General features: G+C 60.3%; 18 protein-coding genes and 1 tRNA gene. 13 read left to right on the top strand and 6 right to left on the bottom strand.

Annotated elements, in window-relative coordinates; genetic code table 11:
• Window positions 1–152 precede the first annotated feature (152 nt).
• The 7 genes from KZO25_RS06795 (at window position 153) to KZO25_RS06765 (ending at window position 3,638) form a co-directional block, all read left to right on the top strand.
• The gene (locus KZO25_RS06795; protein WP_223136369.1) at window positions 153–527 is read left to right on the top strand and encodes a hypothetical protein; all 375 of its coding nucleotides are present in this window, start codon (window positions 153–155) and stop codon (window positions 525–527) included.
• 269 nt (window positions 528–796) lie between these two features.
• The gene (locus KZO25_RS06790) at window positions 797–1,513 is read left to right on the top strand and encodes a hypothetical protein (protein WP_223136368.1); all 717 of its coding nucleotides are present in this window, start codon (window positions 797–799) and stop codon (window positions 1,511–1,513) included.
• Between the two features lie 28 nt (window positions 1,514–1,541).
• Window positions 1,542–1,994 carry a DUF5681 domain-containing protein gene (locus KZO25_RS06785; protein WP_223136367.1) on the top strand — a complete coding sequence of 151 codons (453 nt, stop codon included), beginning with the start codon at window positions 1,542–1,544 and terminating at the stop codon, window positions 1,992–1,994.
• A complete protein-coding gene (locus KZO25_RS06780; RefSeq protein WP_223136366.1) occupies window positions 1,991–2,383 on the top strand; it encodes a hypothetical protein in 393 nt (130 codons plus the stop codon). Before KZO25_RS06785 ends, KZO25_RS06780 begins: the two co-directional genes overlap by 4 nt.
• Complete coding sequence (locus tag KZO25_RS06775) at window positions 2,383–2,709, top strand: hypothetical protein (RefSeq protein WP_223136365.1); 327 nt, start codon at window positions 2,383–2,385, stop codon at window positions 2,707–2,709. Before KZO25_RS06780 ends, KZO25_RS06775 begins: the two co-directional genes overlap by 1 nt.
• A 4-nt stretch (window positions 2,710–2,713) precedes the next feature.
• The gene (locus KZO25_RS06770; protein ID WP_223136364.1) at window positions 2,714–2,977 is read left to right on the top strand and encodes a hypothetical protein; all 264 of its coding nucleotides are present in this window, start codon (window positions 2,714–2,716) and stop codon (window positions 2,975–2,977) included.
• A 262-nt stretch (window positions 2,978–3,239) separates the two neighbouring features.
• On the top strand, window positions 3,240–3,638 hold the full coding sequence (locus tag KZO25_RS06765) for a hypothetical protein (protein WP_223136363.1): 399 nt from the start codon (window positions 3,240–3,242) through the stop codon (window positions 3,636–3,638).
• Window positions 3,639–3,727: 89 nt separating this feature from the next.
• Here the strand turns inward: KZO25_RS06765 and KZO25_RS06760 are convergent.
• Window positions 3,728–3,804, bottom strand: a tRNA-Ile gene (locus tag KZO25_RS06760).
• A gap of 288 nt (window positions 3,805–4,092) precedes the next feature.
• Between KZO25_RS06760 and KZO25_RS06755 the strand changes: the two genes are divergently transcribed.
• On the top strand, window positions 4,093–4,713 hold the full coding sequence (locus KZO25_RS06755) for a hypothetical protein (RefSeq protein WP_223136362.1): 621 nt from the start codon (window positions 4,093–4,095) through the stop codon (window positions 4,711–4,713).
• A 20-nt stretch (window positions 4,714–4,733) separates the two neighbouring features.
• Here KZO25_RS06755 and KZO25_RS06750 read toward each other — a convergent pair whose 3' ends face one another.
• Window positions 4,734–6,533: an ABC transporter ATP-binding protein gene (locus KZO25_RS06750; protein WP_223136361.1), complete on the bottom strand. Its 1,800-nt coding sequence runs from the start codon at window positions 6,531–6,533 to the stop codon at window positions 4,734–4,736.
• A gap of 149 nt (window positions 6,534–6,682) precedes the next feature.
• Between KZO25_RS06750 and KZO25_RS06745 the strand changes: the two genes are divergently transcribed.
• The 5 genes from KZO25_RS06745 to KZO25_RS06725 all read left to right on the top strand — a co-directional run bounded on the left by KZO25_RS06745 (window position 6,683) and on the right by KZO25_RS06725 (window position 12,404).
• Window positions 6,683–7,558, top strand: coding sequence for an AEC family transporter (locus KZO25_RS06745; protein WP_223136360.1), 876 nt, complete (start codon window positions 6,683–6,685; stop codon window positions 7,556–7,558).
• Window positions 7,559–7,710: 152 nt separating this feature from the next.
• Window positions 7,711–8,238, top strand: coding sequence for a gamma carbonic anhydrase family protein (locus tag KZO25_RS06740; RefSeq protein WP_223136359.1), 528 nt, complete (start codon window positions 7,711–7,713; stop codon window positions 8,236–8,238).
• A gap of 102 nt (window positions 8,239–8,340) precedes the next feature.
• On the top strand, window positions 8,341–9,480 hold the full coding sequence (locus KZO25_RS06735) for a PQQ-dependent sugar dehydrogenase (protein WP_223136358.1): 1,140 nt from the start codon (window positions 8,341–8,343) through the stop codon (window positions 9,478–9,480).
• Window positions 9,481–9,552: 72 nt separating this feature from the next.
• Entirely contained in the window at window positions 9,553–11,016 is a 1,464-nt protein-coding gene (locus tag KZO25_RS06730) for a sensor histidine kinase (RefSeq protein WP_223136357.1), read from the top strand.
• Window positions 11,013–12,404, top strand: a complete 1,392-nt coding sequence (locus KZO25_RS06725; RefSeq protein WP_223136356.1) for a sigma-54-dependent transcriptional regulator — start codon at window positions 11,013–11,015, stop codon at window positions 12,402–12,404. Before KZO25_RS06730 ends, KZO25_RS06725 begins: the two co-directional genes overlap by 4 nt.
• A gap of 216 nt (window positions 12,405–12,620) precedes the next feature.
• Here KZO25_RS06725 and KZO25_RS06720 read toward each other — a convergent pair whose 3' ends face one another.
• The 4 genes from KZO25_RS06720 to KZO25_RS06705 all read right to left on the bottom strand — a co-directional run bounded on the left by KZO25_RS06720 (window position 12,621) and on the right by KZO25_RS06705 (window position 16,049).
• A complete protein-coding gene (locus KZO25_RS06720) occupies window positions 12,621–13,151 on the bottom strand; it encodes a hypothetical protein (RefSeq protein ID WP_223136355.1) in 531 nt (176 codons plus the stop codon).
• A gap of 133 nt (window positions 13,152–13,284) precedes the next feature.
• Window positions 13,285–13,677 carry a hypothetical protein gene (locus KZO25_RS06715; RefSeq protein ID WP_223136354.1) on the bottom strand — a complete coding sequence of 131 codons (393 nt, stop codon included), beginning with the start codon at window positions 13,675–13,677 and terminating at the stop codon, window positions 13,285–13,287.
• Window positions 13,678–13,939: 262 nt separating this feature from the next.
• The gene (locus KZO25_RS06710; protein WP_066449569.1) at window positions 13,940–14,791 is read right to left on the bottom strand and encodes an ABC transporter permease; all 852 of its coding nucleotides are present in this window, start codon (window positions 14,789–14,791) and stop codon (window positions 13,940–13,942) included.
• 4 nt (window positions 14,792–14,795) lie between these two features.
• Window positions 14,796–16,049, bottom strand: a complete 1,254-nt coding sequence (locus KZO25_RS06705) for an ABC transporter permease (RefSeq protein ID WP_316935535.1) — start codon at window positions 16,047–16,049, stop codon at window positions 14,796–14,798.
• Window positions 16,050–16,112: the final 63 nt, after the last annotated feature.

The raw sequence follows: 16,112 nt of genomic DNA, 5'->3' as shown, positions 1-16,112 counted from the left end.
TACAAACTGCACAGGGGGGAAGCCCGTTTTTTTTAACTTAGTGCAGTTGTGCCAGTTGTGCAGTGTTTAGGGTAAGGGGCGAACTGCACAACTGACCGCAATAACTCAATTCAAAACCGCCACTTCATGTGGCAATAACCGAGGAAACGACAATGAAAGAAGTTCGTCAGATAGTCCAAGCTCAACCCGGCTGGTATGTGATTCGATTTGTAGAGGCTGACCCGTTGCAGCTCGAAGCGTTGCCGGTAATAGGCTGGATGATTAGCGACCCTCATTCCAATGGTGGGATTGGTATCGAGGCAATGCTAACCGTTGGAGCTTGGACTTGTGAAAACATTTCAACCAGAGGGTTAGAAGTGAGGGAGCGTAGCTGGCTCATGGACCCGCAAGGCCGGATGGTGGGCGACGATGGTGTGGTTATGTACGACTCGCTGAGGATGTTGCTGGAATGCTCGGAGCTTGACCCTGATGCAATCTTTGCTGACAGCATGTGGTTGCCGCCATACAGCACAGCAAGCACCAGCTAACCGACAACGTGGGCCGCTACAGCGGCAGCAGGGGCCACGCTCGCAGTGCTGCCGGTGCATGGGTATTGGCGGCACTGCGTAACGGCCCACAGCGCAGCTTATAGCGGCCCTGCCTATTGTGGTTATTACAGGCGAAGTTCAAGAACGAATAACACGGAATTACCTGTTTAACGGCTGTAAACCATTGTTTTATTTGTAGATGTTTTTGTTTTTGCCCTACGCTGTAAGCAGCAAGTAATTCAGCAGCCGTTTATCAGGAGCGTAATGCCATGTCAGATACAGAAGTTTCAACAAAGGTCACTCCGGCATTGCACCCGGACAACATCAAACAGATTGACGGTTACGACGATGACACCGCGCCGTATCTCGGTCAGGTCGCTACCGCATTCAGCGAGGCCTACGAAGGCATTAAGGCCGTGTGGTCAGCGAAGGATGCCAGCCTGAAAAATCCGACATGGAACGAAGCGCAGGCAATGATTCATACCGACGACTTTGCGCAGAAGAAGTTGACCCGAATTACCAAGCACTTCGACAGCGCAATGGCGAACCTGACCAAAGGCATTGAGGCGATGGAGCAGCAACTTGCCTCACCCATTCAGCACAGCGGGAGTTCGGCGATTGCAGCGGAGATCAGGGCGCATGTGAAAACCCTGTCCACGGAAGACCGGCACAAGTTCTTGGACGAGGCGCAGAAGGCGGGTGACCACACAACCCTATCGGCAGTGCTCGCGGCACCGGGCTACCTGTCAGGCGTATCCGAAACAGAACGGCAGGTCAGGACGCGCCTGTATCACGAAGCCAGCAGCCCAGCAGTCGCCAAGAAGCTCAAGGCGATGAAGGGGGCGCGGCAAATGATCGAGGAGCGCAGCGGCTTGGTGTTTACGGCTATGACCAAAGCTGTGGGAGCGCCCGCACACAAGGTGAAGGCGTTGCGGGAAGCGAAGTCCCAAGCCGAAGCCGCGTTCATTCTCAAGGACGCTCTGTAATCAATCTGCAAAGTAGAGGTAATCAAGAATGACCGATCCCGATTGGTTGCAGAAGTATAAAGAGGAGAACCCGAACGGCGGACCTCGTGGCTGGCTACCCGGTCAGAGCGGCAATCCAAACGGACGCCCGAAGGGTTCCAAGAACCGGAAGACGGTGGTCGTGCAGGAGTTCGAGAAGGAAGGTAGCAGGATTGCCCGTGTGGTCATTGATGCCGCGCTGGAAGGCGACATGACCGCCGCCAATATGGTGCTTCAACGTCTGTCGCCTCCGTTGCGGTCACGCTCAGAGAAAGTGACGTTTGAGCTTGACGCTGACAAGCCGCTTTCGGCGCAGGCGCAACAGATATTGAGCGCCGTTGCGACGGGTGACATTGACCCTGACACCGGCAAGCTCCTGATTGACGCCATTGGCGCATTCGCGGGGATCAAACAGGTTGACGACTTAGAAGCGCGTCTTGCAGCGCTGGAGGGCAGACGATGAGCATTATCAAGACGAAACGCAATCACGTAGCGGCGTTTGAGCCGATGGATACCGATGTTGCCGTGATTGTCCGTATGGGCACCGCGCAGGCTGTGTATCCGATTCAACAGTACCGGCAGGCAGTACAAGAGGCAGAGGCGCATGCTGACCACATGCAGCAGCATGTCGATGTCGTGCCGGTGAATGCTGACGAGCTACTGGCGCTGACAGGACTCACACCTGAAATGGCCGCAGCGGATATGACGGCAGACGAGCGTGAACTGCTCCGCAAGGACTGTATCAACGCTTGCGCTAACGCCATGCGCTACAGCGATGACCCGGCGCTTTACCCTAGGGTTGCCGAGACGCTGCGACTGCTGGGTGTGGCCAATAGTCAGCAGGTTCACTGATGCGCCGGGTTCCTGCTGGTCTGCTCAAGCGCTTGGAGCGTGTCGAGCAAGCACGGAGCGTGACCCGTCCCCGTGCAGCATTCCCGCCGATCATGGGGCTGGATGAGTGGGAAGCGCTGGCTGTGGCCAGTCAGGAGCAGTTGGTATTCCTCACCCGCGAGCACATCGACCCGGTATCGGAGCCGTCACAAGAGCAGACAGCAGCAGAGCGGCAAGCGGAGCACCATGCAGCGAACCGCGAACAGGCGGAGCGCTACCGGGCCGGGGCGCGAGAGTACCTGGAGCACCAGCGCCAGCGGGTCAAACGAACAACGGCGGTGAGGTGACACTGTGCGCATTGACCGTGACGACCCGCGCCACACTGCACCGCTTGGCATCACCTACGAGATAACGGAACCGGCGATGTGGGGCCGGGACGACGGTAAGCGCCGTGAGCCTGTCCTTGACCACAGTGTCAGCCCGCCGCGAGTGGTGCGCCATGTCGGCTGGCGCAAGTGCCTCAAGTGCCGCACCGACTTTTTCAGCGCGGACGTGCGCGGCTTGCGGATGTGCGATTACTGCCGCAAGGGTACGACTGACTCCTATGACTGGTGATGATGTGGTTGCACCGGGGAGCCGAGGCATAGCGGTGAGTCCCTCGATAAACTAACCTCCGCAGCAGCGGGCCAGTTCTCCTAACCGGCTGACGCTGCCTTCAACGCCTCGGGCTGCCCATGAGTCCGGGGCGTTGTCGTCTATCGACCTTCCACTACCTGATAAAAATAAACTTGTCGGCAAGCCCGAATAAGTCGTTGCCCCTTCTCCGAGACTTGTCTTGCAATACGCCTACCGAATGCAACCACTCAGGAGAACGACCATGACCGACCAGACCTACACCAGCAAGAAAGCCGCTCAAGCCGCAGCCCGCAAGGAGCATGGCAAGGACTACGCCAAGCGCTACGAGGTGCAAGAGGTGGAGCTGGGCACCAACGAATGGATCATTATTGAGAAGGAGCCTGTGGTGACCACAGGCAAGCCCAAGAAGGAAGCAGTGCCGCAGCCCGAGCGCATCGAGCAGAACGGCGTCAAGCGTCCCGGCCCCGGCAAGTGCTTGGAGGTGTGGGAGTGGCTGGACGAGAACGGCAACTGCATGCCCAAGAACTTGCGCCCCGTGGCTGCTGAGAAAGGATGGAACGAGAACAACGCCCAGATCGAGCTGTACCAGTGGCGCAAGTTCAACGGAATCGCCGGACGACAAGCCAAGGCGGCCAAGTAAGCGGATGTCCCGGCCATGTAAGCAGGGTCAAGACCCTATCTATCACGCAAAGAAAAAGCCCCAAACCTGCATGGCTTGGGGCTTTGTAGTGGTGGGCCCAGCAGGACTTGAACCTGCGACCAATCGATTATGAGTCGAGTGCTCTAACCAACTGAGCTATAGGCCCGTAAAACTGTGATGGCTTACACAAGCGCTTACTCGGGCAACGCTAACAGCGTGTAAGCTGTTGAATATATTAACTTTCTACCCATCGGAGCCAATGATTATGAGTCCCCTGCTCTAACCAACTGAGCTATAGGCCCTTGCTTGCGCCGCCGTATGATAGCGAAAGCGGCTGGAGGAGGCCAGAGGCAAGCTCCGCGTTTGTTCCTTCTTTTCCGCTGCCGGGCAGGGCACTTCCAGCCGGTTCCCGTGTCTCGATGGGTGGGCATATCGCCCATGGAGAGAGACGCTGATGAGACGATTCCATCGCCTGGGTACGAAGTGGGGTCAAGCGGCTGGGCTGACATGCGCCCTGGCCCTGCTGTCGGTGTCGCCGATGCTGGTGGCGTGGGAGCTGGACCCGGCGCAGTCCCGCGTGTCCGCGACGATCGTGCAGATCGGCCCCGATGGGCCGGTGCCCCGCCATCATGAGGTACGTCGACTGGCCGGCAGTGCGGATACCAATGGCGAACTGGAGCTGCCGCTCCGCTTGAACCAGAGCGATGTGGTGGAGCGGCTTGGCCCCCTGCCGCCCTGGCTCTCCGGGCTGACCGAGCGCCCCATGGCGACGCTGACCACCCGCTTCCCGCCGGAACGCCTGGATGCACTGCCGGTGGGCGAATCGCTGGTGGAAACCCTGCAGCTTTCGGTTCAGACGGGCCAGGCGACCCGCCAGGAGCCGCTGGCGGTGCGCTTTACCCGAGTTTCCGCCGATGAAATCCGCATCACCAATGCCGAGCGCGTGGCGCTGGACGGCCAGGCGCTGATGGCCGACCCCACCCTGCGCTCGGTCATGCTGCTGCTCGGCTATGAGCAGATCGGCGACGAGGTGCCGGTGAGTCTAGATGCCATGCTGATCCGTCCCGCCAGCTAGTATTTCCTGCTCGGATCCGCTCAGGAGAGCGCCATGGCGTCCTGGGCGGCCCCGGTCTGGACCTTCCACTGGGCGGCATAACGGCCGCCACGCTCGATCAACGCGCCGTGGGTGCCCTGCTCGACCACCCTGCCGCCATCGATCACCACGATCTCGTCGGCATGAACGATGGTAGAAAGCCGGTGGGCGATCATGATCACCGTGCGGCCATGGCCGATCTTGAGCAGCGAGCGCTGGATGGCCGCCTCGGTTTCGTTGTCCACCGCGCTGGTGGCTTCGTCCAGCACCAGGATGGGCGGGTCCTTGAGCAGCGCCCGGGCCAGCGACAGGCGCTGACGCTGGCCGCCCGAGAGGCGAATGCCCCGCTCGCCCACCGGGGTATCGAGCCCCTGGGGCAGCGCCTGGATGAACTCCCAGGCCTCGGCGGTGCGGGCCGCCTCGATCACTTCCGCATCGTTGGCATCGGGCTTGCCATAGGCGATGTTGTCGCGGATCGAGCCTTCGAAGAGGTAGACGTCCTGGCTGACCAGGCCGATGGACTGGCGCAGCGAGTTGAGGCTGACTTCGCCGATCGGCTGGCCATCGATACAGACCCGGCCGGCCTCGGGATCGTAGAAGCGCAGCAGCAGCTTGATCAGCGTCGACTTGCCCGAGCCCGTGGCACCGACCAGCGCCAGGGTGTTGCCTTCGGGCACCCGAAGGCTGACGCCATCGACGCCCACACCACTCGAGGCATAGTGAAAGCTCACCGCCTCGAAGCTCACCTCGCCGCGCACCGGTGCCGCCAGCGGCTTGCCCTCGTTGTCCTTCACGGTGATGGGCACCGCCAGCAGGTCGAGGATGCGCCGGGTGCTGGCCATGGCGCGCTCGAACAGGTCGATCACCTCGGCCAGGCCCGTCAACGGCCACAGCAGGCGCTGGGTGAGAAACACCAGCACGCCGTAGGCGCCCACGTTCAGATCACCCCGCAGCGCCAGCATGCCGCCCACGGTGAAGGTGGCCAGGAAGCCGGCCAGGATCGCCATGCGTATCACCGGAATGAACGCCGAGCTGACGCGGATCGCACGCCGGTTGGCCTCCACATAGGCCTCGCTGGTGGCACGCAGCCGCGCCGCCTCGCGGTCCTCGCTGGTAAAGCTCTTGATGGTGGCGATGCCGGAGAGGTTGTTGGAGAGCCGGCTGGCCAGATCGCCCACCTTCTCGCGCACGTCGGCATAGAGCGGCCCGGCCTTGCGCTGGAAGAAGAACGCGCCCCAGATGATCATCGGGATCGGGGTGAAGGCCAACAGGGCGATCAGCGGCGAGATGACGAAGAACACCGCACCCACCGCGACCACGGTGACGCCAACCTGGATCAGCGAGTTGGCACCGCCGTCGAGGAAGCGCTCCAGCTGGTTGACGTCGTCGTTCATGGTCGCCACCAGCTGGCCGGAACTTCTCGACTCGAAGAAGGCCATGTCGAGGCGCTGAGCGTGCTCGTAGGTGTCCAGGCGCATGTCGGCCTGCAGCCGCTGGGCCAGGTTGCGCCACAGGATCTTGTAGAGGTACTCGAAGATCGACTCGCCGGCCCAGATGAAGAAGGTGAGCACGGCCAGCATCAGGATCTGCTCCTGGGGCGTGGTGAAGCCGAGCCGGGCGACGAAGCTGCGCTCCTGGTTGACCACCACGTCGATGGCCACCCCGATGAGGATCTCGGGAGCGATATCGAAGATCTTGTTGATGATCGAGCAGGTGGTGGCGGCGATGATGCGGCGGCGATAGCCACGCGCATAGCGCAGCAGGCGCACCAGGGCCTGGAAGCTGTTGGCTGAAGAGGACATGAGTACCCATCCGACGGTGAGGATGGCCAGAGTGTAGCGCGTTTAGCGGCCTAACGGTTTGCGTGGCACGCCCCGAGCCACGACAATAGCCCTGTGACAATAGGCCCGACGCCCCCCTTTCACGAACCGTCACTCAACAGGACACCTGCATGGTCGCCGAACTCTTTGCCGTCATGGCGCCGGTATTGGCCGGCGCCGGGCTCGGCTACACCTGGATTCGACTGGGCCACCCCTACCCCGTGGATTTCGTCACGCGCCTGGTCTTCAATATCGGCACGCCCGCGCTGGTGCTGGCCTCGCTTTCCGGGGCGGACATCGATGCCGGCAGCTTCGGGCGCACCATGCTGGCCGCCGCCCTGGTGATCATCACGATGGCGGGCATGGCCTTCGTGCTGGCCAAGCTGCTGCGGCGCGACTGGCGGGTCCTGCTGGCACCCACCATGTACCCCAACACCGGCAACATGGGGCTACCGGTGGTGCTCTACGCCTTCGGCAGCGCCGGCTTCGTGTTCGGCATCACGATAATGGTCACGGTCTCGCTGTTCCAGTTCACCATCGGCGCCATGATGGCCAGCCGTGGCAATCCGCTGCGCACCCTGGCCAAGACGCCTACCGTCTATGCCATTCTGATCGCCCTGGCCCTGCTGCTGACCGATACCGAACTGCCGCTGTGGCTGGACAACAGCGTCGACCTGATTTCCGGCTTTACCGTACCGCTGATGCTGATCACCCTGGGGGTCTCCCTGGCCAGCATCCAGGTCAAGGGATTGAAATCGGGAATCGGCTTCAGCCTGCTGCGCATTCCCATTGCCGCGCTGGTGGCCTGGGGCATCGGTGTCCTGGTTGGCCTGCCCCCCATGGCCCAGAGCATTCTCATCCTGCAGATGAGCATGCCGGTCGCCGTCTTCAATTACCTCTTTGCCCTGCGTGCCGGCCGCGGTGCCGCCTACACGGCCAGCCTGGTGTTCTGCTCCACGCTGCTGTCGCTGATCTACCTGCCGGTGCTGCTGGCGATTTTGATGTAGCCCGGGCGGCCACGTGAACAACAGCGCTGCGAGCCTCTTGCCACCGGTGGGCTTGCACAAGGCGTATTGACGCATGATGTTGCGCTACCTAACGTAGGATAGGGTGCCCTCGTGGCACCCAGCGTCTTTTTTACCCCCGACGGAGTAGCACCATGGCTACCTATGCACTCGGCGACCTGGCTCCGACCCATGACGACACCGTCTTTATCGCTCGCGAAGCCGCGGTCATCGGTGACGCCCGACTGGCCCCGGACGTCAGCATCTGGCCCGGCGCCGTATTGCGTGGTGACAACGAACCCATTGTCATCGGCGCAGGCAGCAACGTTCAGGAAAATTGCGTTCTGCATACCGACCCCGGCTTCCCCATGGAGATAGGCGAAGGTGTCACCGTAGGCCACCTCGTCATGCTTCACGGCTGCATCATTGGCAACGGCACCTTGGTCGGCATGCACTCCACCGTGCTCAACGGCGCAAGGATTGGGATGAATTGCCTGATCGGTGCCGGTTCCGTTATTACTTCCAACAAGGAATTTCCCGACAACTCACTGATTCTGGGCTCGCCCGCCAAGGTCGTGCGTACACTGAGCGAGCAGGAAGTGGCCGATCTCGCCGTGAGCAGCCAGTATTATGTCGAACGCAAGAACCGCTACCTTACCGAGCTGACGCAGCTGACCCCATGATTGGGCCCTGGTAGACCAGGGGGAACATCGAGTACTTCAGGGAGTCATTAATGAGGGTAGTGGGAGGCTAACCACAGCGAAAAATGACGAAGGGAGAACGGCATGGACAAGCCTGGCAAGGCGTTACCGACAACCCTCTTGACACTCGGCATGCTGATCACACCTTACACCAGTGCCGAGGTAATCGACCACATAGCCACCGAGCACCTGGACCTGCGCCTGGAGCGACTCGCTTCCGGCCTGGAAAACCCCTGGTCCCTGGCCAGACTACCCGATGGCCGCTTTCTGGTCAGTGAACGATCCGGGTACCTGACGCTGGTCAAGGATGACGGCACCACCACGCGGGTGGATGGCGTGCCAGATGTCAATTCCCGTGGCCAGGGCGGCCTGCTGGATCTCGCCCTGCACCCCTCCTGGGGGGACGGCGAGCAGGACTGGATCTATTTCACCTGGAGCAAGCCCGACAACGGCAACACCGCCACTGCGCTGAGTCGAGCCCGGCTGGAAGGCGAACGCCTGGTCGATGTCGAGGAACTGTTCGTGCAGGACCGCTATTCCGAGCCGGGGCGCCACTACGGGTCACGACTCGCCTGGCTGCCTGACGGCACCCTGCTGATGAGTATTGGCGATCGCGGCACCAATCCGGAACGTGCCCAGGACAAGGGCGACCACGCGGGCAGCGTGCTGCGCCTGACCGATACCGGCGGTGTACCCGATGACAACCCATTCGTCGCTGATACCGAGGTGCGCGACGAGCTCTTTACCGCTGGCAACCGCAACATTCAGGGCATGATCGTGACCGACAGCGGCGAGATCTGGGCCAGTGAACATGGGCCACGGGGTGGGGATGAAATCAATTTCATCGAGGCCGGCGAGAACTATGGCTGGCCGGAAGTGAGCCAGGGGAGGGACTACGCTACTGGCGAGCCCATCGGCGCGGACTCCCTGCCAGGCATGCGCGATCCGGCCCATGTCTTCGAGGGCACCCTGGCCCCATCCGGCCTGGCCCAGGTCACCTCCGACGCCTTTCCCGATTGGCACGGCGACCTGCTCGCCGGCGGCCTCCGCAGTGAACGGCTGATGCGCCTGACACTGGAGGGAAGCGATGTTGTCGCAAGCGAAATCATCCTCGACGGCCATATCGGGCGCATCCGTGATGTACGCCAGGGCGATGATGACGTGTTTTATCTACTCAACGACGATCCGCAGGGCAGCCTCTACCGGCTGGCGCCAGCCGATTGAATCCCACGACAGGCGCCAAGCGAAAGCGGTAAGCTGGCGCCTGTCCTATCCGATTGCTGCTCGTGAGCCCCCATGCGCCTTCGCAACCTGATCATTCTTACGGTCATCGCCCCCCTCTTCCTGGTACTACTCATATTCAGCCTGGTGGCGATCAAGTCGCTGGAGGACAACGTACGCTCCCGGCTGGAGCGGGAAGTCCAGGTAATTACCCATGTCATCGGCACCACCTTGAGCCATGCCCTCACACGCGATGCCACGGAGCCACTGGAGGAGTCGCTCTACTCAGCCTTCTCCTTTCACCGTATCTACGGTGCCTATGTCTTCGACACCAACGGCGAGGAAATCTATGGCCTGGGACTGGGCCAGGCCCTGTTCAGCGCCGAAGCCATACGCGACGTGGCGGAGAGCGGCGAGATGCGCGCTGCCTATCGTGAGCATGACGGCTGGCACTACTACTCGGCGCTGAAGCCGCTGACCGCCGCCACCGGTGAAATACGTGGCGTATTGCAGGTCAACCGCCTCAACACCGGCATCGAGAACTACACCGGCGTTCTCAGCCAACTGGCTCTGATCGCCTTCGTCATCGGTGCCGGGGGCATCGTTCTGGGCATCTGGTGGGGGTTCCGCCGTCATATCGAACGCCCTCTAGAACGCCTGCTGGCGGTCATGCAGCGTGTCGAGGAGGGTGACCGCAGCCAACGCGCCATAGCCAACGGCCCCCAGGAATATGCCCGCCTGGCCGTGGGGCTGAATGGCATGCTGGATGCCATGGCCGAGAAGGATGCCGATATCGAAGCGCGCCGACGAAAGGAGATAGAGCTGGAAAAGCGCCTGCGCAAGTCCAAAAAGCTGGCGGAGCTTGGGGTATTGGCCGCGGGGGTTGCCCACGAGATCGGTGCTCCTCTCACGGTGATCAATGGCCAGGCCCAGCGCCTGGCGCGTCGGGACCGGATTGGCGACGACGAACGAGCGAAACTGGGTCGTATCCGCAGCGAGGTTGAACGCATCGTTGAGATCGTGCGACAGCTGATGGAGCTCGGCCGACGTCACAATGTCGAGAAGGAACCTCTCGATCTCGACAGTCTGGTCGGCGCCACCCGGGAGCTGGTAGAGGACGACCTCGATCGGAGAGCCATCCAGTTGGAGACTGACCTACCGGATCCCTCCCCCCGGTTTCTGGCCAACACTCAGCAGCTCATCCAGGTGCTTACGAATCTTTTACGAAATGCCGCCCAGGCTGAAGGCGTCAAACGGGTTCGTCTCAGTGCCCGGCAAGAGAATGACTGGCTGACCCTCCTGATAGAGGATGACGGGGCCGGGATCGCCCGAGCCAATCAGTCGAAGGTCTTCGACCCCTTCTTTACCACCAAACCCGTAGGCCAGGGCAGTGGCCTTGGGCTTTCCATGGTGCATCGGATCATCAATGACCACGGCGGTACTGTCGGCGTTTTCGACAGTGAAATGGGAGGAGCCGGCTTTGAAGTCGGTTTGCCCCTCAGTCAGACGGATTCCATCGAAGGAGGAACTTCCACGTGACAGGGAACATCACATCCAACGGCTTGCCAATCCTGATCGTCGAGGACGACGCAGCCATTCTGGAACTGCTGGAAGAGGAACTCCAGGAAGCTGGCTATCGCACACTGGGTGTAACCAGTGCCGAAGAAGCGTTGGCAACCATGAGCCACAGCGATGTGGCTCTGGTCATCAGCGATGTCCGCCTTCCTGGCATCAACGGCATGGAAATGCTCGAGCAGTTGCGTAGTCGAGGCAGCCAGCTGGGGTTTATCGTGATTACTGCCTTCGGCACCATCGACCAGGCCGTGGAAGCCTTGAAGATTGGTGCCGACGACTTCCTGACCAAGCCGCTGGATCTGGAAAGCGTTCGCGAGGCGGTCTATCGCGTGCTGGAAAGTCGCCGCCTGGCTGAACGTTTTCATCAGGATCACCCTCTCGGCCACTTTCATGGCATCGTCGGCGAAAGCGAAACGATGCAGGCACTCTTCCATGACGCCGCACGGCTCGCCAACAGCGACGCACCAATCCTGGTGCAAGGCGAGAGCGGCACCGGCAAGGAACTCCTTGCCCGCGCCATCCATGCCGAGAGCCCACGCGCTGACGGCCCTTTCATCGCCATCAACTGCGCCAGCATTCCCTCCGAACTGATGGAGAGTGAATTCTTCGGCCATGTAAAGGGAGCCTTTACTGGCGCCAGCGATTCCCGCCAGGGCCTGTTCCAGGCTGCCAACGGCGGGAGCCTCTTTCTCGACGAAATCGGGGAGATGTCCATCGGGCTTCAAGCCAAGCTACTGCGAGCCCTGCAGGAGAAAACAGTCAAGGCTGTGGGGGCCGAGAAAGAGGAGTCGGTGGATGTGCGCATCATCGCCGCTACCCACCGCGAACTGGAACAGGAGATCGAGAGCGGTAACTTTCGCAGCGATCTCTTTTATCGCCTGGAAACATTCTCGTTGCGCATCCCGCCTCTACGAGAGAGGAACGGCGACATCGAACGGCTGATCTCGGCCTTGATCGAGAAGCACTCCACCGCCCAAGGCAAGCAGATCGCAAGCGTCGAACCCTCTGCGCTGCAAGCACTGCTCGAGTACCCGTATCCGGGCAATGTCCGCGAGCTGGAGAATGCCATCATGCGCGCGGTGACGCTGGCTGAAGGCGGCTTGCTGAGCCATGCCGATCTGCCGGAGCGCATTCGTCAACATGGCCTGGATCAGCGCAGCCATGCACGGCATATCGAGGCAGGCAACGCCATGATAGCGGCAGAAAAGCAGCAGAACTGGCCTAGCCTGGAAGAGGTGGAGAAACGCTATATTCAAAAAGTGCTGGAAGCCACCGGCGGAAACAAGCGACGTACCGCCGATATTCTCGGTATCGCGAGGCGTACGCTCTATCGTCGACTGGACGAGGAGTGACCAATGCTGAGACCGACCAGCCATGGGGGGCAAGACGGCAGACAAAAGACAAAAAAAACCCCCTGGGAGGCTGGGGGCAAATGCGCCATGCAATCCGACTGACGGCGTAGGGGGGGCGGGCCGTCAGTGGATTCTGCGCTTTTGGAAATCGTGAAATCTTGCGGTGCCATCCGTGGCAGGCTCCGGTGCCAAGCACCGGAGCCATCTAGCTAAGACTTAGTAAGTGTCTTCTTCCAACTCATCCTGATCGGCGTCCGTGCCCGGCATGGGTTCGGTGCCTTCGCCGAATCCGGCATCACCCTCAGCGCCGGGTGCTGTCTCGGTGCCCGGTGCGGCCGGGGTGGTACCCGGAGCCGTCTCGGTACCCTGTGTGGCAGGGTCAGTACCCGGAGCCGTCTCGGTGCCCGGAGCGGCAGGATCAGCACCCGGAGCCGCGTCCGGTGCAGGCTCATCGCCTGGGAAGGCCTCTTCGCTTGGTACCTCGGTTCCCGGCACGTCCTCCGTTTCAGTGCCGCGCTCAAGCTCATCGGTTTCTTCCCAATCCTCACGATCACCAATGGCAGCGCCGGTATCGGGATCATCCGCGAACGTATCGTCCGTCGGACCATCCGGACTCGGCACGTCCTCTACCTCTTGGCCAGGCGCATCTTCGTGGTCTACGGCATGGGCCAGCGCAAAGGGGCTGGCAGTAAGACCAATTGCAACACCAAACACGCCAATCTTCTTGAGGAATTCCTTGGACATCATAATCCACCTCCTGATAGTCGTCTTGCGACGCAGTGTCGAGGGACTCTCACCCTCCGTGCTTGCCATGCGAAATGAGAGTGTTTGGCAAGCACTTGAACTCGTCATGGAGTAAATCCGGACTGATATCTAACGATCAACGCTCAATGTCATCGTCCGTATCATCGTCCATGAACATGTCGTCATCATCGTCGGGCGCCATCGTATCCTGCGCGCCATTCGGAACAGGCTCCTGCTCGGCTTCGGGAAGCGCATCCTCATCTTCCGGCATTGGTTCCGCAGCGCCCATCGGCTCTTCAGCACCATCACCACCTGCTGTATCGGTCTGATCAATGCCTGGATCAGCAGTGGTATCCTGCATGGGAGAACCTTGCTGTTCTGTAGCAGGCGGCTCTTGCTCTACCGGCGGCATATCATCATCGTTGCCACAGCCTGCCAAGCTTAACGTGCCCAGCGACAGCGCAATGGCTGAGGCTAACGCCGTCAAGCGTCCGGCAGAGGCCCAGCTTTCATGCTTTTCATGGCTCATGCGAAACACTCCCTGTTGATCCGTATTCACCCTGACTGCTGCACAGGGCATGCCACAAAACCCTTTGTATAAAAAAATCTATCAATATCAGCCAATTAAAATAAATGCATTAAACAAAATGCTAGCTGTGAGCATCCCTTAGACTGGTTAAATATGGCACATGGGCCAGATATCCCCGCCTTGGCTCTTCTGCATGTGTCCTGAAACGACAGGGGGAGGTATCTCTCGATACCTCCCCCTGTCGTTATCTTGGGTACAGGGCCTAGCCAGGCGAAAGACCCCGCATTCGCTCTCCTCGACGACGCAGAAGCTCGAGGGTAGTGAGCATCAGCATCGACAACAGCACCAGCATGGTGGCAACGGCCAGGATCGTAGGGCTGATCTGCTCACGAATACCCGACCACATCTGGATCGGCATGGTGCGTTGCTCGGGGCCTGCAATGAAGAGCACCACAACGACCTCGTCGAAAGAGGTAATAAAGGCAAACAGGGCACCAGAAACCACGCCTGGCGTCACCAGAGGCAAAACGACCTTGAAGAAGGTGCGGGTGGGATTGGCACCCAGGCTATGGGCGGCACGGATCAGGGTGGTATCGAAACTCGAGAGCGTCGCGGTGACGGTAATCACCACGAAGGGGATGCCCAGCGCGGTGTGAGCGAGGATCACGCCCAGGTAGGTCTGGGCCAGGTTGACCTTGGAGAAGAAAAAGAACATGGCGGCCGCGGAAATGATCAGCGGCACGATCATCGGGGAGATGAGCAGCGCCATGATTGCTCCGCGAGCCGGCATATTGCGGCTCGACAGGCCCAACGCCGCTATGGTGCCCAATACGGTCGCCAGGATCGTCGAGGCAATGCCGATGATAAAGCTGTTCTTGATCGCATTGAGCCACGCTCGCGACGTAAAGAAGTCCTGGTACCAGCGCAACGAAAAGCCTTCCGGATCCAGAGTCAGCATCTTTTGCGAAAAGGTAAAATAGGGCTGGGCGTTGAAGGAGAGCGGGATGATGATCAGCAGCGGTCCCACCAGGAACAGGAAGATAAGGGCACAGATGCCAAGAAAGACATAGTGCCAGATGCGCTCGCCACGGGTGGCATAGGAAGGTATGGCCATCGGATTACCCCAGCTTGACCTTGTCGACGCCGATCAGGCGGTTGAACACGAGATAGAAGATGATCACTACAAACAGCAGGATCGAGGCAATTGCCGCTGCCAGCCCCCAGTTGAGCGAGGTCTGCATATGGTAAGCGATATAGTTGGTGATGAATCGTCCCGACTGTCCGCCAACCAGTGCCGGTGTGATGTAGTAGCCGATGGAGAGAATGAAAACCAGGATGCCTCCCGCCGCGATACCGGGAATGGTCAGCGGAAAGTAGACTCGCCGGAAACAGAGGAAAGGCCGACCACCAAGCGAGCGAGCCGCCCTCATGTAACTGGGGGGAATGGTCTTCATCACCGAATAGAGCGGTAGAATCATGAACGGCAGCAGTATATGGGTCATTGCCACGATAGTGCCGGTCTTGTTATGAATCATCTGCCATCGCGCCTCATCGGCAATGACGCCAACCGCCACCATCACATCGTTGAGCACCCCTTGGGACTGCAAAATGGCGATCCAGGTGGTAGTACGCACCAGCAGCGACGTCCAGAACGGCAACAGCACTAGAATCATCAACAAGTTGGAATGACGCAGCGGTAGATTCGACAGCAGGAACGCGATGGGGTAACCAAGCACCAAGGTCAAACCGGTGATCACAGCACTCATCCAGAAGGTACGCCAGAACAGGTTGACATGGATTCGCTGGTTTTCCGGTGCTCGAACAATTTCGCCATCAGGGGTGAGCCGTCGGTCCAACGCCATCAGGTAATAGGAGAGCGTCAGAGGCGAGGCTTCACGCTCGATCAGCTTCCAGGTATCCACCTCCCCCCATCGAGCATGCGCATCGATCAGTGCCTCCTTGTAGGGGGGCTCCATAGTGCGCAGGCCCCGTGCTGTTCTGGTGATTGCCGAGCGCATTCCCGACTGCTCGTAGTTCAGCCGGCTCGACAATAGCCCCAGGTTTCGCGCCTCCTGTCCTTCCAGCAGGTCCGCAGCCAAGGCGGCGAAGGCAGGCTCATCGGGAAGCGACTGGCGATCCCAGCCCTCCAGCGCCTCGACGGTCCGCGTCAGATGGGTCGAGACTTCGGGGTTGTCCACGCTACGCCACAGCATGTCGAAGATCGGCATGACAAACGCAACAACCAGAAACAGCAACAAAGGCGATACCAGCAGAAACGCCTTGATCTTGGACCGCCGAACGGCACGGCGCAGGCTGACCTTGAGCGGCACCCCATCGGCGGTCGTCAAGGGGGAAGCGGGAGATTCAGACACGCAGGCCTCTCCAGTAAACGGCAGGACGATGCAAGAGAAAGTCGTTCAGGTGGTTGCCGCCAC

The organism is Halomonas sp. ANAO-440, assembly GCF_019915905.1.
Classification (GTDB): Bacteria; Pseudomonadota; Gammaproteobacteria; order Pseudomonadales; family Halomonadaceae; genus Halomonas; species Halomonas chromatireducens.
This window is presented reverse-complemented; position numbering and strand designations above follow the sequence as displayed.

Bases quoted from the DNA above. Each gene is read 5' to 3' on its own strand.
- KZO25_RS06795 (WP_223136369.1), top strand. From the start codon at position 153: ATGAAAGAAGTTCGTCAGATAGTCCAAGCTCAACCCGGCTGGTATGTG.
- KZO25_RS06790 (WP_223136368.1), top strand. From the start codon at position 797: ATGTCAGATACAGAAGTTTCAACAAAGGTCACTCCGGCATTGCACCCG.
- KZO25_RS06785 (WP_223136367.1), top strand. From the start codon at position 1,542: ATGACCGATCCCGATTGGTTGCAGAAGTATAAAGAGGAGAACCCGAAC.
- KZO25_RS06780 (WP_223136366.1), top strand. From the start codon at position 1,991: ATGAGCATTATCAAGACGAAACGCAATCACGTAGCGGCGTTTGAGCCG.
- KZO25_RS06775 (WP_223136365.1), top strand. From the start codon at position 2,383: ATGCGCCGGGTTCCTGCTGGTCTGCTCAAGCGCTTGGAGCGTGTCGAG.
- KZO25_RS06765 (WP_223136363.1), top strand. From the start codon at position 3,240: ATGACCGACCAGACCTACACCAGCAAGAAAGCCGCTCAAGCCGCAGCC.
- KZO25_RS06755 (WP_223136362.1), top strand. From the start codon at position 4,093: ATGAGACGATTCCATCGCCTGGGTACGAAGTGGGGTCAAGCGGCTGGG.
- KZO25_RS06750 (WP_223136361.1), bottom strand. From the start codon at position 6,533: ATGTCCTCTTCAGCCAACAGCTTCCAGGCCCTGGTGCGCCTGCTGCGC.
- KZO25_RS06745 (WP_223136360.1), top strand. From the start codon at position 6,683: ATGGTCGCCGAACTCTTTGCCGTCATGGCGCCGGTATTGGCCGGCGCC.
- KZO25_RS06740 (WP_223136359.1), top strand. From the start codon at position 7,711: ATGGCTACCTATGCACTCGGCGACCTGGCTCCGACCCATGACGACACC.
- KZO25_RS06735 (WP_223136358.1), top strand. From the start codon at position 8,341: ATGGACAAGCCTGGCAAGGCGTTACCGACAACCCTCTTGACACTCGGC.
- KZO25_RS06730 (WP_223136357.1), top strand. From the start codon at position 9,553: ATGCGCCTTCGCAACCTGATCATTCTTACGGTCATCGCCCCCCTCTTC.
- KZO25_RS06720 (WP_223136355.1), bottom strand. From the start codon at position 13,151: ATGATGTCCAAGGAATTCCTCAAGAAGATTGGCGTGTTTGGTGTTGCA.
- KZO25_RS06715 (WP_223136354.1), bottom strand. From the start codon at position 13,677: ATGAGCCATGAAAAGCATGAAAGCTGGGCCTCTGCCGGACGCTTGACG.
- KZO25_RS06710 (WP_066449569.1), bottom strand. From the start codon at position 14,791: ATGGCCATACCTTCCTATGCCACCCGTGGCGAGCGCATCTGGCACTAT.